The sequence below is a fragment of the Antrihabitans stalagmiti genome (assembly GCF_016482825.1).
Taxonomy (GTDB): domain Bacteria; phylum Actinomycetota; class Actinomycetes; order Mycobacteriales; family Mycobacteriaceae; genus Antrihabitans; species Antrihabitans stalagmiti.
Genome location: NZ_JAEMNV010000003.1, coordinates 71853 through 86901 on the forward strand (window position 1 = coordinate 71853; position 15049 = coordinate 86901).

A 15049-nucleotide genomic window follows, 5' to 3' on the forward strand; every position below is an offset into this window, starting at 1 on the left:
TCACGAAAGGGCGTGTGCCAACACCCCGGCCTGCGCGGCCAACTGTTCGGCGTCCGTTGCGATGATCACTCGGTCGCACACTTCGGCGTACTGCGTCATCGCACACGTTGCCTGGTTCCAGTACCGACGGGGTTCCGGCGTGATCCACGCCAGCCGATGGACCTTTCGGCGCAATGCTTTCAGCTGCTCGACGTTGGGCGGCAACCCTCCCGACCGGGCGTCACCGACGATGAGGACGGCGGTCCGCGAGTCGAGCGCGTCGGCGTTGGTTGTCAGCATCTCGTCGAGCATCAGCCCGTAGTCGCTGCTCGCCTGGAGATCGAGACGGTCGGACGCCAGTACGGCGGCCAGCACGTCGTCGCCACCACCGCGGAGCAGAACGTCCGTCACTTCGGTCGGGCGATCGACGAACGCCAGCACTCGACACCGGTCCGCGCGCCGATGCATGGCCTGCGCCAAGCGCAGGGTGAACGCGGTGATCGGTCGGACCGACAGCGAGACGTCGGCAAGGATCAGCAGGCGGACCCGATCCGGGACGGGGGTCCGCATGACCAAGCGGAACGGAACGCCGTCCGTACGCAGGCTTGCTCGTGTGGTGCGCCGCATATCGAGTGCGCCTGCACCGCGTTCGCGAGGGCGAGGTCGCCGAGCGCCGCGCATGCGCCGCAGGATCTCGTGACAGGCGAGATCGACGTCGGCTCGCACGTCCGACTCGCTTGGTGGCGTCGTGGCAACGGCCTGCGGTGCGGGTGAATTTGCCGCAAGCGCCGCAACGAAGGCTTCGACGGCATCGGTGAGTCGTGCCAGTTGCTCTGCGCTCAGCGGGCCGTCGTCTGCGGCGTCCCCGTAGGTAGCGCGCGGGTCGTATGCGTCGAGCCACGCCAGAATCGAATCGGGATCGTCCCAGCTCAACGTCCCCGCGACGATCGGAGCAGCGGAATCGGATAGGTCGCCGACCGTCGTAGAGCCTGCGCGGTCGACCTCGAGCGTGTATCGAACACCGCGGCGGCCCGAATCGTTTTCGGTGGATACCGACAGATCCGAATCGGCGCCCGAGACGCTGATGTCGTCGTCGTCCTTGTGCGGGTTGAAACCCTTCTCCGCTTCCGGCGTATCGAAGTACTCGCCCACCTCTGCGGCGCGCTCGTTGTATTCGGCGTACTTGCCGATCTCCTGGTCTTCGGCGACTTCCAGGTGCTCGGGCAGGCCTTGTGCACCGTGGGCGGTCGATCCGATCGTCGCAGGCTTGGTGATCGCTGCGCTGCGAGCACGGTCACCGAACATCATCTCGAAGGCACGGTCGAAGCCGGCCTGTTCGTGACCGTACTTCGCGCACGTGGCTCGCAGAGCTGGTCGGAGTATCGAATGATCTTGTGCACCAAGCAGAGCCAGCACTCGGCGGACCTCGATCACTTCCGCAGGCGATGCCGCGACGCCGGCAGACCTCAGCAACGCGCCGAAGCCTGCCGCGACGAAATCGAGGATTCCGGAAGGTGAGCCGGGTCCCCTCCGTGCGGTCGTCGTCGTCATCGCCCGCGCTTGCCGATCCCACCGTGATCGCGACCACCGTGTCCTCGGAAGGCCGTGGTTGTCGTGTTCGCGGGTCGCGAGGCGACGGTCACGTGCTCCGGCCGACCTTCTTCGCCCCCGTGCTTGGGTGCGGGCGTTGCGCCGTCGAGGCGGTTGTCTGCCAGGTTGCGGTCGCTCGTGTACTTGAGCAGGGCGGCCAACAGTATGGATCGGGTCTGCTTCGATATGCCGGTCGTGCTGTCCTGCAGCAGCATCGCGGCTCGGGCGGCGTCGATGACCTCGGAGATGGACGGACTCTTCCGCAGTGGCAGTTCGCGCAACTGCCGTGCCAGGTCGACGACATCGGCGGCAACGTCCGCTGCAACCTCGGGTGCTCGCGCAGCGACGATTTCACGCTCACGCTCGGGCGACGGAAAACCGAGATGAAAGTGCAGGCAGCGGCGTTTGAGCGCAGCCGACAGTTCGCGAGTGTCGTTGGACGTCAACACGACCCACGGTATGGACCGTGCCGTGAAAGTGCCGATCTCGGGGATGGTCACCTGCTTCTCCGCAAGCACCTCGAGAAGCAGCGCCTCCATCGATTCCTCCGTCCGGTCCACTTCGTCGATCAGCAGAACGACGGGTTCGTCGGAGAGCACCGATTCCAGTAGTGGCCGTACGGAGAGGAAAGCCTCTGTGTACAAACCGAAGTCACGGTCGGCGAGATAGCGCGACGCGTCGTCGATATCGGAGATGTCGGCCGCGACGGCAGTGATGCGGTCGCGCAGCATCTGGACGTGCAGAAGTTGTTTCGCGTAGTCCCACTCGTAGAGCGCCCGGTTGTCGTCGAGTCCCTCGTAGCACTGCAGGCGGATCAGTCGGCGGCCACTCGCCTGCGCAAGAGCCTTTGCCAACTCCGTCTTCCCAACGCCCGCAGGACCTTCGAGCAGTAGCGGTCGATCGAGCGCCGTAGCGAGATGGACGACGGCCGCGAGATCGTCGTCGGCTATGTAGTCCGCGTCGCGCAAGCCCTGACGGACGAGTGCGGCGGACGTGAATGCCCGTGCGCGGTCGGGCAGGGTCGGTAGAGCGGCGGCCGTCATGGCTCCTCCATCGGGTGTGGCCTCTTCGACACGGCCGGGTGGGTCAGGTTCGTCGACCTGACGCACCCGGCCGCCTCATCGGGTGGTCGACTAGCTAGTACGCCTCGTTGATCGCATGTCCCACAACGGGAATCATCGATTCGACGGTGACCTCACGGGGGTTGCCCGGCGTGCACCAGTCGTCCTGGATGTGCTCGGAGATCGCGCGGACGGTCTTCTCGTCGCCCTTGATCACTTCGCCTCGTCCGGCGTACTTGCCGGTGTTCATACGGTTCTTGTCGTAGGAATCGGTGCGAACCGCACTGAAGTTGTCGGGAATACCAACATCTTTCGCGAGCCTGATGGCTGCCTCGACCGCTGCGTCTGCGGCCTGGACCGTCGTCAGGTTGCGGGTGTCGACGCCGAGAGCCGTGGCGATCTGGGCGTAGCGCTTGTAGCGAGACGGCAGGTTGTATTCCCAGACTCGTGGCAGCGCGATCGCGTTGTTGAGTCCGTGGTGGCTGTCGAAGAATGCGCTGACGGCATGGGAGATGGAGTGCACGATGCCGAGACCGCCGGAGTTGAACGCTTGGCCTGCGATGTACTGCGCGTTCATCATGCCCTCACGCGCCTTCAGGTTGCGCGGCTCGTACACGGCTTCGCGAAGGTGCTTGCCCACCAGTTCGATGGAGTACAACGCGTTGCCGAGGGACGGTGCGAAATCGAGTCGGGAGACGAAAGGCTCACTGCCATGGGCGAGTACGTCGAAGCCGCAGAACGCAGTGAAGTGTTGAGGGCAGGTGTAGTACAGGAGGGGGTCGTCGATCGCGACGGTGACGATCGTCGCCTCGTCGAAGCCGACCCACTTGTGCGGGTGGTCCATGTCGGAGGTGTCGGTGATGACGTATGCCCAGGAGGTCTCGGAACCCGTTCCGGCAGTGGTTGATACCGCGATGTGGGGTGGGTTCTCCTTGTTCGTGGACTTGGCGAAGCCCTCGAACTCGTTGATGTTGCGGCCGTCGTGTGCGATGACAACGCGTGCACCCTTTGCGGCGTCGTGACTGGAACCGCCGCCGACCGAGATGACGCTGTCGCACTTCTCTTTCTGATAGAGCGCTGCCGCCTCCATGACGTTGTAGTCCTTGGGGTTCGACTCGACCTTGTCGTAGAGGACGACTTCGACGCCCTGGTATTCGATCTTGCCGATGAGCTCTTCGATGATCCCGGAGCCGCGTAGACCGGTGGTCACCAGCAGCGAGCGTTTGAAGCCGAGGTTCTTCGCTTCGACACCGATGATGTCGTGTGCGCCGACCCCGAGCAACGCTCGCGGGAACGGGTGGAACTCCTTGATCGGAAAGTCCCAGATCTGGTTGAGTTCGATAGCCATTGGAGTACTCCTTGAACGACGTATCCGTCGATATGGTCTCGGCGGCTGAGGTGCCGCTGCAGACCACTCTGTGCGGGAGTGGCACCCGTCACAAGGCGTTGTGACCGATACCGTCCGGACAGCGTCGGAGAACCGTCCGATCGGATAGGCGCGAGAGCCTTACCCGTTTCTTCGGGTAACAGATTGGAAACGGACAAAGTGGGTATCCCCTTGTCAGGCCACCTGATTCGGTTGGCTGCGGAGGCTCGACCGCACATCCCGAGCAAGGAGGCTGTCATGGTCGTTCTAGGTTTGGTGCTCTTGGTGTTGGGATTCTTGTTCAAGATCTCGATTCTGTGGACCATCGGAATCGTGGTACTCGTGATCGGCTTGGTCCTGATGCTGATGGGCAGCATGGGCCGAGCAGTCGGTGGTAGAAGGCACTATTACTGACCCTCACGTCACCTGATCGCACGGAATGGACGGACGATTTCCGTTCCGTCCGACGCGACCGGGCTTAATGTCTGCAGGATGAATGCTCGACGTAGTGACCGCACGCCCACGATCGGAACGAAATGGTCGTGGGCTGCGGTCTTTACCGTTCTCTGGAAAAGAGCCGGTCGAACGTCCCGCGGATGGCAAGCCCGTGCACTGATTCCGCAGGCCGCCCGCCTACAACACGAATTGTGTTGCAGAGGTCAAGGTTCCGGAGTTCACGACGTCTTGAACAACGGTGACGGAAAGCGCGGCAGTACCCGAGTACCGCCGAGCCATTCGGTGAGGGTCTCGGCCTGTCGGTCCAGAACCGCGCGTGCATCGGAGCCGACCTCGTCGAGAAATTGGAGAACGACCGCGGCGTCGTCGTCCTGAGTCCAACCGCCGACGATCCGTCCGTCCCACCAGATCGTCGGTCCGGCATTGCCATTGGTGTCGAAAAGTTGGCTGCGATGGGGTCCCAGGTACCAGTCGCGATCGAACCAACCCATCGTGGTCGGATCCAGGGACGGCAGCAGCGCTCCCCACGGTTCGACCGCCGGTGTCGCCTCGAGATCGTCTGGAAGTAGATACCCGGTGCCGCCGTCGAGTTCGACTTCGACCGCCCGCAGCGCCCGCAGAGACCGCCGGACCGCTGTCAGTGTCGAGCCAAGCCACCATTTGATGTCGGTCTCGGTACCCGGCCCGAAAGCTCGCAACCACAGTTCGACCAGCTTCTGTTCGGCGGCTTCTCGCTCGTGCACGTCGACGTCGCTGCCGAGCCAGGCCCCCGTCGCCGACCAGCTGTTCCGGGAGAGGCGCCAATGACCCGAATTGCTGGACCGGACGATGTCGCCGGCTGCCGACAGTGTTGTGAGAACCCGCGGCCCAACGGCGACCTTCCCGCCCCAGGTACGTCCTTCGCCGTAGACCATCGATCCGTCGAGCAAAGGAATTGCCGCCCGTAGCTCCTTCAGTGTCGCTTCCTTGCCGTCGGACATAAATTCCCGAACCTGCGCGCTCGCCTCGTCCAACCAGCGTTCGGGGTCGTCGTACAAGCCTGCTTTCTCGACTTCACGAATCAGGCGGGCGCGCTCCGTCTCCGCGACGCGTTGGCTGGATCCCGCGATCGACAGTGCGAAGGTGTCCCGGGGAAAGACGAATATGGTTCTGCGCATCGCGAGATGTTTGACGAGTGTCCGGTCGTCGTAGAGGGCGCGGTCGAGGTCGGCCACCGACATGTTCCGAACACGAGCCCAGGCGGAGAGGTAGATGGTCGCCGGATCGGTTCCGTGCAGGCAGACCATACTGGCGGCGGCCTCGAGCGGGCTGTCGGCGAGGTGCGAAGGAGCGAGCCGGTGCCGCGTTGCCAGCCTGCGCTGACGCTCGGCCGTCGATATCGTCTGCACGTGAAGACGATAGGCCGCAAGCGGCTCGTGAGTCCTTTCGGAGGTCCCGCCCACCAAAAAGACTCACGAGCGGCGTAGCCGCCTTCCCACGAATTGCAGCGGTCACAGCGCTGAAACACTCCCGCCACGCGAGGTTCGTAGAGTTCGGCCGATCGGACTCCGCAGCACAGGCGGAGCGTAGAACGTCGGCAAGGGGTAGGAACATGAGTGGAAACGCAGTTCGCCTTCAGGCGATCAAAGACGTCGAGGCCTATGTGCCCCCTGCCGTCAGCTTCATCGACGCGGAGACGCCCGGTGAGGTGTTCGGTGAGAACGTCTTCAACAAAGTTGTGATGCAGAAGCGGCTGCCGAAGTCGGTCTACAAGTCCGTCATTGCAACGATCGAGCACGGCGAACCGCTCGACCCCATGGTCGCCGACGCTGTTGCATCGGCGATGAAGGACTGGGCGCTGGAGAAGGGTGCGACGCACTACGCGCACGTCTTCTATCCGCTGACCGGTCTGACCGCAGAGAAGCACGACAGCTTCCTCGAACCCGTCTCCGACGGTTCCGCGTTGGCAGAGTTCGCAGGCAAGACTCTCATTCAGGGTGAGCCGGACGCATCGAGTTTCCCCAACGGCGGTTTGCGCAACACCTTCGAGGCGCGCGGCTACACCGGTTGGGATGTCACGAGCCCGGCGTACGTCCTCGAGAATCCGAACGGCAACACACTGTGTATCCCGACGGTCTTCGTGTCGATGACCGGCGAAGCGCTAGACCACAAGACGCCGCTACTGCGCTCGCAGCAGTCGATGGGTCTGCACGCGCAGCGCATTTTGAAGCTGTTCGGGCACGAGAATCCCGACAATGTCGTGTCGTTCTGTGGTCCGGAGCAGGAGTACTTCCTCGTCGACCGCCACTTCTTCCTCGCCCGGCCCGACCTGCTGAACTCCGGTCGGACCCTGTTCGGATCGAAGCCGCCGAAGGGTCAGGAATTCGACGATCACTACTTCGGTGCCATTCCCGAACGTGTCCTCGGATTTATGATGGACACCGAGCGCGAGCTGTTCAAGCTGGGCATTCCGGCGAAGACGCGACACAACGAGGTCGCTCCCGGTCAGTTCGAAATTGCTCCGATGTTCGAGCGTGGCAACATCGCAGCCGATCACCAGCAATTGCTGATGACGACGTTCAAGACCATCGCCAAGAAGCACGGCATGGAAATCCTGTTCCACGAGAAGCCTTTCGAGGGCGTCAACGGTTCGGGCAAGCACGTCAACTTCTCGCTCGGCAACGCGACTCAGGGCAATCTGCTTCTGCCAGGCGATAATCCGCACGACAACGCGCAGTTCCTTGTGTTCTGTGCAGCTGTCATTCGCGCCGTCCACAAGTACGGCGGGCTGCTGCGAGCATCGGTCGCATCGGCGACGAACGACCACCGCCTCGGCGCGAACGAGGCGCCGCCGGCAATCATCTCGATCTTCCTCGGCGACCAGCTTGCCGACGTGTTCGAACAGATCGCGAAGGGCGCTGCCACCTCGTCGAAGGGCAAGGGCACCATGATCATCGGCGCCGATACGCTGCCGCAGCTGCCGACCGATCCGGGCGACCGCAACAGGACGAGCCCGTTTGCGTTCACCGGCAACCGATTCGAGTTCCGTGCGCCCGGTTCGATGCAGACCGTCAGCGGCCCGATGGTCATCATCAACACGATCATGGCCGAGGCGCTGGACTACATCGCGACCGATCTCGAAGCTGCGGTCGAGGCAGGTACCGAATTCGACACCGCTGTACAGAATTTGCTCACCGAGATCATCACCGAGCACGGTGCTGTCGTGTTCAACGGCGACGGCTACTCGGACAACTGGCAGGTCGAAGCGGCGTCGCGTGGACTGCCTAACCTGCGCACGACCCTCGACGCGCTGCCGGAGTTGGTGTCCGATTCCGCTATGGAGTTGTTCGCCAAGTACAAGGTCTTCAATCATCGAGAGATGCACAGCCGCTACGAAATCGGGCTCGAGCAATACGCGCTGACGATCGGTGTCGAAGCGAGATTGACGCTGGAGATGGGTTCGACGCTCATTCTTCCTGCGGCCGTTCGCTATCAGACCGAGGTTGCACACAACATCGGTGCTTTGAAGATCGCCGGCGTCGAGGCAGATCCCGCACCGCTCGAGGAAGTGACGGCTCCGCTCACCGCGCTGCGGACCGCGTTGGCAACTCTCAAGGCTGCCCTCGCGGAGGATGCAGCAGAGGACGCGTACGGCGAGGCGAAGCACGCCAAGGAATCGTTGCTTCCCGCGATGGCTGCAGTGCGTGCGGCAGCAGATGTACTCGAAGACATTGTGGCCGACGATCTTTGGCCGCTCCCCACGTACCAGGAGATGCTCTTCATTCTCTGAGTACATCCGCCGCGGTCGCTGGTCGCGCTGTCCGTCGTCACGCGTTGACGGGCAGTGCGACTACAACCTCGTGTTCGTTCGAGGGTAGGTAGTGCACCGTGACGATCCTGCCGACCTGCACGTGCTGTGCTGCGCCCGGCGGCAGAAACTTCTCGACGCGGGTGGTGAACATCGAGCCGTCTGGACGGGTAACCGCAAGGCCGAGTTCGATTTTGGAGCTACCGTTGCGGATTTCGCCGGGGACGTTCAGGCTCTGAACCACCGCGGATGCGACGACGCCACGTGCTGCGATGTCCAGCTTCTCGGGTGTGGTGACGCCTTTTCGGATCATGGCCTGATCGATGACGTACTGAGCCTGGGACCGGTCGGCCGAGCGATCGACCTCGACGCGGTCGGTACGTTCCGGAAGATAGCGCACCGGAAGTACGACGCCGGGACGTAGAAGTGCCAACTCTGTGAACGGCACGATCATCTTTGCGTACGAGTCGAAGATCTTGCCGTCCGCGCTTTCGACGTGAAAGTCGATTCGAACTTCGGGCTGATCGTTGAGCCTCATGCCGGTCTGCCTGACCGCTCGGATCGTGCCGATGCCGATCAAGCCGCGCTGATATGCGGCGCTGTTGCGGCCGGTCAAGGCAGACATGATGCTGTCGCCGGTGAAGGCAAAGGCAAAAATGAGTGCGGCGACGGCGACGATCGGCAGTGCCATCAGTCCGTTCGCCCAGGCGAGGGTGCCGGTGTCGTACGGCGACGAGGACTGATAGGTCAGCCCGTTCCACAGGTAGTAGCCGAACGCGAGAACCGCGAATCCGACTGCTGAGCCTCGGACGATGTTCTTCATGATGATTCCTTCGTGTGAGTACGTCGGTGGTGGTCGCGCAACGCGCGGGTTCACCTGGTGGACAGGGGAACCCGCGCGCAATCGGGGTGGGCAGCCGGGATCAGCCAACGATGGTCGAGCACGCGAAGGTAATATCGAACTTGATGGTGTTCACCGCTGTCGGATTGGTCAGGTCCGGCGTTCCGACGCCTTCGCCGGTGATGGTGAAGGTGTTGCCGTCCTTCGAAAGCTGTGCCGATCCTCCGGGTGCGCCCTGGCCGTAGCCGACCGCGTAGGGGAGGCCGTTCGATCCGCCCTTGTCGCCGGCGATGCCGACAGCCTGGACCGTGTCGCCGTTGAGAGTCGCACTGACTGCGAGGTTGCCGTAGGTGGCGTTGCTCAGGTCGGTCAAGGCGAGTGCCAACGTGTCACCCTGCTTAGCGCAGTTGGTCTCGAACTTCGCGTCGATGGCCTTGCCGTCGACCGACGCGGCGGACGATCCGCCTGCAGGCTTCGTGTCCGACGCCGAGTTCGGCGTGGAGCTGCCGGAGCTCGAGTCGTCGCTGCAGCCCGTGACCAGCAGTGCGACCGCTGCTGCCGCGGCGGCGAGTGCGGTTGTGTATGTGCGTACCGGCGTCTTCTTCATGATTCGTCCTTCACCTTCGTGAGGGGCGCTCGGCGCCCGTTCTCTCATCTGTTCGGCTCGCGGAGTGGAACCGATGAGAGAAACCTACGAAGCCGATTCGCCCTACCGATCCCAGGTTTGTGTGCCGCGATGGCGGCTGACCTCGGTTAACCTGGTCGAATGCGGACGGGAACGGGGCGTGCTGCGGCCGGTCGTCGACCGCGCGGCGCGGTGTTGGACGAGGTCTGGCGGGAGCTGGACGGTGTCGAAGCACTCAGCGGTCCGCAGGGTGGACCGCTGAGCAGGACTGTGAAGCTCATCCTCGACCCACTTGTGATTCGACCTGTTCAGAACCCGTTGTGTGCCGGGCCGATCGTCACTGCTGACGGGGCTGTGCTGCTCGCGACGCGAGTCCATGCGTCGGCGGACGTGCTGCGGGCGAGCGCCGAGTGGTTCACAGTCCTCAAGCAGGTTCGGCGGTCGTTGCGGATCACCGAGGGCAATCCGCAGGACATGTACTTCCAACGGTGTTTCGAACTGGCGGTCACAACTGGTCGCCCTGATCCTGCAGGCTCGACGGCAACAGCCGAACGCACGTTGCGCGAACTTCACGACGACACCGCTGGACGGACGACGCAGGCGCTCAAGGTTTATGTGAGCGAGCCCGCGCGGGCTCGCGAGATCGCGAAGTTGATCGACATCGCCTGGCGACGGCGACCTTTGGCGGGTGGTAGCGATCATTCGGCGGAGGTTGCCGGTTTGCTCGATGTCGCTCCCTCAGGTCGGCTCGGCGCCGGCGGTGCTGCTGCCGACGAAATTTTCGACACACTGCTCGCTGCACACGCGGGAACGGGTTCGGGTATTCGGCTGTGGACGGCGGCGCTCGAGTACTCGGCCGCCGAGCTGGGGCTGTCGGCCACGGCAGTACCGCAACGACCGCAGGTCGGTACGACAGCGTCGACATCGACACTCGGTCTCCCGCTGGACCGCTCGCTGTACGAGCGGATCTTCACGGTGCTGCAAGGGTCGAGCGAGCGAGCGGACCTGCCGACCATCGCCGAACTGGTCGATGCCGAGATTGCTCGAAGTTGTTCGCCATGGGCATTTCTCGACGAATCACTGCGTGTCGCTGCCACGGTCGGCACCGCACTTGCGATCGGTTTGGTCGCAATAGGGACCGTGAACGATGGCGGTGTGACCACCGCCCATCAACTGGTGAACGGCCGCTGGCAGCGGGAAGCCTATGTGCTGCAGGCTCGTAGACTCGCAGTCCGCCCAGCGGATGCTTTCGACGTAGTCAATCCGCTTACGGCACTGGCAGACGAACTCAGAACACCGTGGCGACCGTACCTGCGGCGACTGTGGGTTCGACTGCACGGACGTGATGTTCGTGATTCGACGATCTACGCTGCCGACGAGTTGTGGGACCTGCTCGACGGTGTCGCGCGCTCGGTCGTTCTCGACCATCGGATGCGAGTGAAACAGGCGCTGGGCGCCACAGTCGGAATCCTCGACAGCAGCGAATCGAGGGCAAGCTGATGGCAGGAACGGTATTCGTGCAGCGGCCGACCGAGTCGATGTGGGTCGTCGGTCCGACCGCGGCATCTGCTGGCAACGCCGGAGCGGAGATCGATACCGCGGTCGTCGAGGTCGCAGGCGGTCACCTCGAGTGGCGGCTTCTCGAAGAAGAAGCAACTCCCACAGCGATATTCGACGATGTCGAACGAGCGCAGCAGTGGCTGTGGGCTGTGTTCGGTGAAGACGTCGCACTTGCGGTCGCCGACTCCTCCGTCGGCCAATTTGCAAGTGAACCTGCTGCGCCGGAACTGGTTTCGCGTGCGCGTCGACTGGCTTATGCGCTGTGGGCGGCACGATGGTGGCCAGCGTCGATCATCGACGACATTCCGCCGCTCGACGCGGAACTGCTCGAAAGCGAGATCGGAACCCTCGTGTTGGAGTGTGAATCGATCGTCGACGACGAATTCGATCCGGTGCTACCTCCGCGCTCCAGCAAAATGGCGTCCAATGCAGACGATTACGCGCTGGCAGCGGGGTCGCTTGCGGTGGCCGAGCGAGGCGGACTGCTTGTGCTCGGGTCGGGTATCGGCGGCGTCGATTGGCGGCAGACTCCGCCGGGTGTCGTCGACGCGTCCGAGCGTGCTCTGACCTGGGACCTGTTCCGAGACAAGGGAACAACAACGATCCGAGTGGCTATCGTTGCGGCGCCCGACATCGATCCTGCTTTGCCCGAGTATCTGCATCCCCACGCTCGGATCGTCACGGAGTCGGCTTTGCTCGACCTGCCACTTCGCCTTCGGGGTGACACGTGGCAGGCTGACGCTGCCGCACCATCCGGTGCGGAAACAGCTGTTACAGTATCGATCTCGGTGCCTGGATTCGGCACCGATCGGGCCGACGGTACAGGTGGTGCGGTGGTCCGCGAACAGGTTCGTACGCTCGTCCGGACCAGGCTGCGCCGAGTCTCGATCGCAGACCCTTCCGGCGTGTCGGAGGAACCTCTGCTCGCCGAGGTGGCGGCGGTCGCCTCGGACCTGGACTTCTGACATGGCAGACCCGGGGCAGGACGAGGTCCGAGCGTTGCTCGAATCAGGTGCCGCTGCTTACGGCAACGGTGATATCGCCGGAGCGCTGCACGCCTTTCAGGAGGCGGCGCGCGTCGCCACCGGCGACTGGAAGATCAGCGCGATGATCAACGCGGCCAGCATGTTCGACGAGCTCGGTGATCACACCGGCTCGATCGACACTCTTCGGTCGGCGCTGGCGAGCATGTCCGATGGACCGAGCAAGGTTCGTCCTGCTGCTCTCATCAACCTTTCCCAAGCGTTGCAGCACGTCGGTGAACTCGACGAAGCGCAGGATGCGCTGGAAGAAGCGCGCACGTTGCTGCTGGACCGAGACGACCTCGGTCAGATGCAGGTTGCCTGCCTGCTTTCGCTGACGGCTGTCGCCATTCATCGCCAGGACTGGAGTCGTGCCGCGGAAATCGCTACCGAGTCGTTGGCTGCGGCAGTTCATTTCGCGCCCGAGTTGGCCGTCCATCCGCTGATGAACCTTGCTGCAGTACATTTCGAGACGGGCAGAACGATTCTGGCCGAGGATTTCGGCGCCCAGGCCCTCGCCGCGTTCGAGACGACCGGCGACCAGAACGCCGTGGCCGAAACGCAGCAGAATCTCGGCATGATGGCCGCACGGTCGGAACGCTTCGACGTTGCGGAACCACTCCTGGTGCAGAGTCAGAGCTATTTCGAACAGTCGGGCAACGGGTATCGAGCTGGAATCGGCCGAAAGACGTTGGCGTTCCTCGCCGAGGGGCGCGGTGACCTTGTCCGCGCAGCCGAACTGTACGACCTGAGCCTTGAATACTTCGAGGCGTCGGGTGCCACGCTGGATGCAGCGGATGTCCGAACCCGCTTGGCCACACTGGCATTCGGACGGGGCGCGGTCGCCGACGGTGAGAGTCTCTTCGCCGACGCTTTCGCTGCCTACTCCGAACGTGGCCTGGGATTGCACTGCGCGCAGATCGACTTCTGGCATGCGAGTCTGATGGAGAAGCAGCTGGCGACACACTCGACCGATCTCGGACTCGCGACCACGGCTGCTCGGTTGGCGGTACCGGCTGCTCTGGCGATCGATGCAGTCCGCTACACCCTGCCGAACGGGTATCAGCGAGAGCAGTGGAACCGCCGGATCGCCGATCCTGCAATGAGTCTCGCTTTTCGGCTCGGCTATCGGTGTGGTGATGTGCGATTGGTGGCCGACCTCGTCGAGACTCAGTGCGCCGGTACAACAGTCAAGGCGGAGTCGAAACTGGCATCCGGATCGGTCGGTCGGTCGCTCAACTTTCTGGAACTGCCGCCGAGCCGTTCGCGAATCGTTGCCGGTTCGCTGCAGCTTGGCTCGGCTCTCGCGGGAGTTGCTGCGGGAGTTGGTCTGTCGGTCGAGCAGCCCGCGCGTCTAGCGCTCGACCGCGATGGACGAGTCGCGCTTGCGAAATACATCGATGCGGCTGAGCAGCGGTACGGCCGCGCGGTGCGCGACGAGAAGGTGTTGCGCGCATGGTGAGCGCTCCTACTGCGATCGTGCGGATGGCTGACGCGGGTGATGTCTACATCTCGTGGCGCTGGACACACGATGTTCTTTCGGGCGGCGTCGGCGTCGTGCCGGAGGCCGATGTCGTCGAGGCGATCCGGGGACTCGCAGCCGCGTTGCCCAATCCATCCGCACCCGACAGCCTCGAACAGACACTCACGCGCGGGGCGCTGAGCAGCTACGACGCCGAAGCCGAACTAGCCCAATTACTGTCGCGAACATTCCTGCCCTACGCGTTGGCTGCGCAGCTGCACGACCTGATGACCCGCGGTGTACGTCCGCATCTCCGCATCCAGCCGTCACCCCGGACGGCCCAGGTGCCGTGGGAGCTCATCGCGCCCGACCCGGACGTGCGTCTCGTCGAGATCGCCGACGTCAGTCTGCTCGCTCCGATCAGCGTGACACAGGCTCCGGGGCGCCTGACCCGGCCGTGGGCGAGCACGAAACACTTGCCGGTCGTCGCTGTTCTCGACCCCAAGGTCCCTGGTTTTCGTGCCGACTCGATGCTGGGTTCGGTTCTCGGACGACCTGATTCGGCAATGCCCGTCGCGGTACGGATGGCCACCCATGCGGAGGCCGGAAGATTACGTCCCGCCGTGTCCGATCCTGTTGCCGCCTTTCGGCGATCCGATATCGACCGCGAGTGGCTTGGCGAGGCGCTGCGGGCAGGAGCAGGCAGGCTGCTCTACGTCGGACATGTCACCGCCGCCGCACCGGAATCGGGTCAATCGGAGCTGGCGGAACTACATCTCGCGTGCACGGACTCGACCACCGGGTTTGCGCAGGCAACTCGGTCGCATCGGCCCCTTTCCGCGCGTGATCTTCTCCTCGGCACCTACACCATCGAATCGGATCCGGTTGTAGGACAGGAGCTATGGCCGATGCCGAGCCGAGTTGCATTGATAGCCTGTGAAAGTGGTGGCGATGGGCGTTTCAGCGAGGCACTCGGCCTCGTGTCGGCGTTGATTCGCAATGGATCCGAGCTTGTTACCGCCAGCCGCTGGTCCCTTCCGACTGATCTTGCGTTCACCAAGCTTGCGGGTGTGGCGTCCGGCGCGCGGCCGTTGCAGGAGGCGATCTGCGCGATCGATGCCGCACACGACGACGAGGACCCTGTGCGTTCGCTCGGAAGCTGGCAGCGTGAGCAGCTCGCTGTCTGGCGAGAACTCAGGACGCCCGAGGTATCGCCGATCCTGTGGGGTGCGTTCGCGACCGTCCTAGCTAATTGACCTATCGGTAATATACCTTCGACTCAGTCGATGAAGGAGTGTGC

12 protein-coding genes are annotated in these 15049 nt (G+C 63.5%); 6 read left to right on the forward strand and 6 right to left on the reverse strand.

The genetic code is table 11. The annotated features are described in order from the left end of the window. From madC to mdo, 3 genes are all read right to left on the reverse strand, one after another. Nucleotides 1-1530 carry a MadC family VWA domain-containing protein gene (gene madC / locus JGU71_RS08885; RefSeq protein WP_199703721.1) on the reverse strand — a complete coding sequence of 510 codons (1530 nt, stop codon included), beginning with the start codon at nt 1528-1530 and terminating at the stop codon, nt 1-3. Further along, complete coding sequence (locus JGU71_RS08890) at nt 1527-2612, reverse strand: MadB family AAA-type ATPase (protein ID WP_199703722.1); 1086 nt, start codon at nt 2610-2612, stop codon at nt 1527-1529. The genes madC and JGU71_RS08890 overlap by 4 nt, the downstream gene beginning before the upstream one ends. 94 nt (nt 2613-2706) lie before the next feature. Continuing rightward, a complete protein-coding gene (gene mdo, locus JGU71_RS08895; RefSeq protein ID WP_199703723.1) occupies nt 2707-3978 on the reverse strand; it encodes an NDMA-dependent methanol dehydrogenase in 1272 nt (423 codons plus the stop codon). Nucleotides 3979-4254: 276 nt separating this feature from the next. Between mdo and JGU71_RS08900 the strand changes: the two genes are divergently transcribed. Next, complete coding sequence (locus tag JGU71_RS08900) at nt 4255-4410, forward strand: DUF6131 family protein (protein ID WP_199703724.1); 156 nt, start codon at nt 4255-4257, stop codon at nt 4408-4410. Nucleotides 4411-4670: 260 nt separating this feature from the next. On the opposite strand, the gene JGU71_RS08905 is transcribed toward JGU71_RS08900, so the two are convergent. Then, nucleotides 4671-5840, reverse strand: coding sequence for a winged helix DNA-binding domain-containing protein (locus JGU71_RS08905; protein WP_199703725.1), 1170 nt, complete (start codon nt 5838-5840; stop codon nt 4671-4673). Nucleotides 5841-6043: 203 nt separating this feature from the next. On the opposite strand from JGU71_RS08905, the gene JGU71_RS08910 reads away from it, so the two are divergent. Further along, complete coding sequence (locus tag JGU71_RS08910; RefSeq protein WP_199703726.1) at nt 6044-8221, forward strand: glutamine synthetase III family protein; 2178 nt, start codon at nt 6044-6046, stop codon at nt 8219-8221. Between the two features lie 37 nt (nt 8222-8258). On the opposite strand, the gene JGU71_RS08915 is transcribed toward JGU71_RS08910, so the two are convergent. Beyond that, on the reverse strand, nt 8259-9062 hold the full coding sequence (locus JGU71_RS08915) for a hypothetical protein (RefSeq protein WP_199703727.1): 804 nt from the start codon (nt 9060-9062) through the stop codon (nt 8259-8261). A gap of 100 nt (nt 9063-9162) precedes the next feature. Next, nucleotides 9163-9687 carry a lipoprotein LpqH gene (locus tag JGU71_RS08920; protein ID WP_199703728.1) on the reverse strand — a complete coding sequence of 175 codons (525 nt, stop codon included), beginning with the start codon at nt 9685-9687 and terminating at the stop codon, nt 9163-9165. A gap of 159 nt (nt 9688-9846) precedes the next feature. Between JGU71_RS08920 and JGU71_RS08925 the strand changes: the two genes are divergently transcribed. Genes JGU71_RS08925 through JGU71_RS08940 form a run of 4 tightly spaced genes read left to right on the forward strand, consistent with a single transcriptional unit; the run spans nt 9847 to nt 15005 of the window. Continuing rightward, nucleotides 9847-11205 (forward strand): hypothetical protein, encoded by a 1359-nt coding sequence (locus JGU71_RS08925; RefSeq protein WP_199703729.1) that lies wholly within the window; start codon nt 9847-9849, stop codon nt 11203-11205. Further along, nucleotides 11205-12230, forward strand: coding sequence for a hypothetical protein (locus JGU71_RS08930; RefSeq protein ID WP_233528994.1), 1026 nt, complete (start codon nt 11205-11207; stop codon nt 12228-12230). The genes JGU71_RS08925 and JGU71_RS08930 overlap by 1 nt, the downstream gene beginning before the upstream one ends. A 1-nt stretch (nt 12231) precedes the next feature. Then, a complete protein-coding gene (locus JGU71_RS08935) occupies nt 12232-13749 on the forward strand; it encodes a tetratricopeptide repeat protein (protein ID WP_199703730.1) in 1518 nt (505 codons plus the stop codon). Continuing rightward, nucleotides 13743-15005 (forward strand): CHAT domain-containing protein, encoded by a 1263-nt coding sequence (locus JGU71_RS08940; RefSeq protein WP_199703731.1) that lies wholly within the window; start codon nt 13743-13745, stop codon nt 15003-15005. The genes JGU71_RS08935 and JGU71_RS08940 overlap by 7 nt, the downstream gene beginning before the upstream one ends. The last annotated feature ends 44 nt before the right edge of the window (nt 15006-15049 follow it).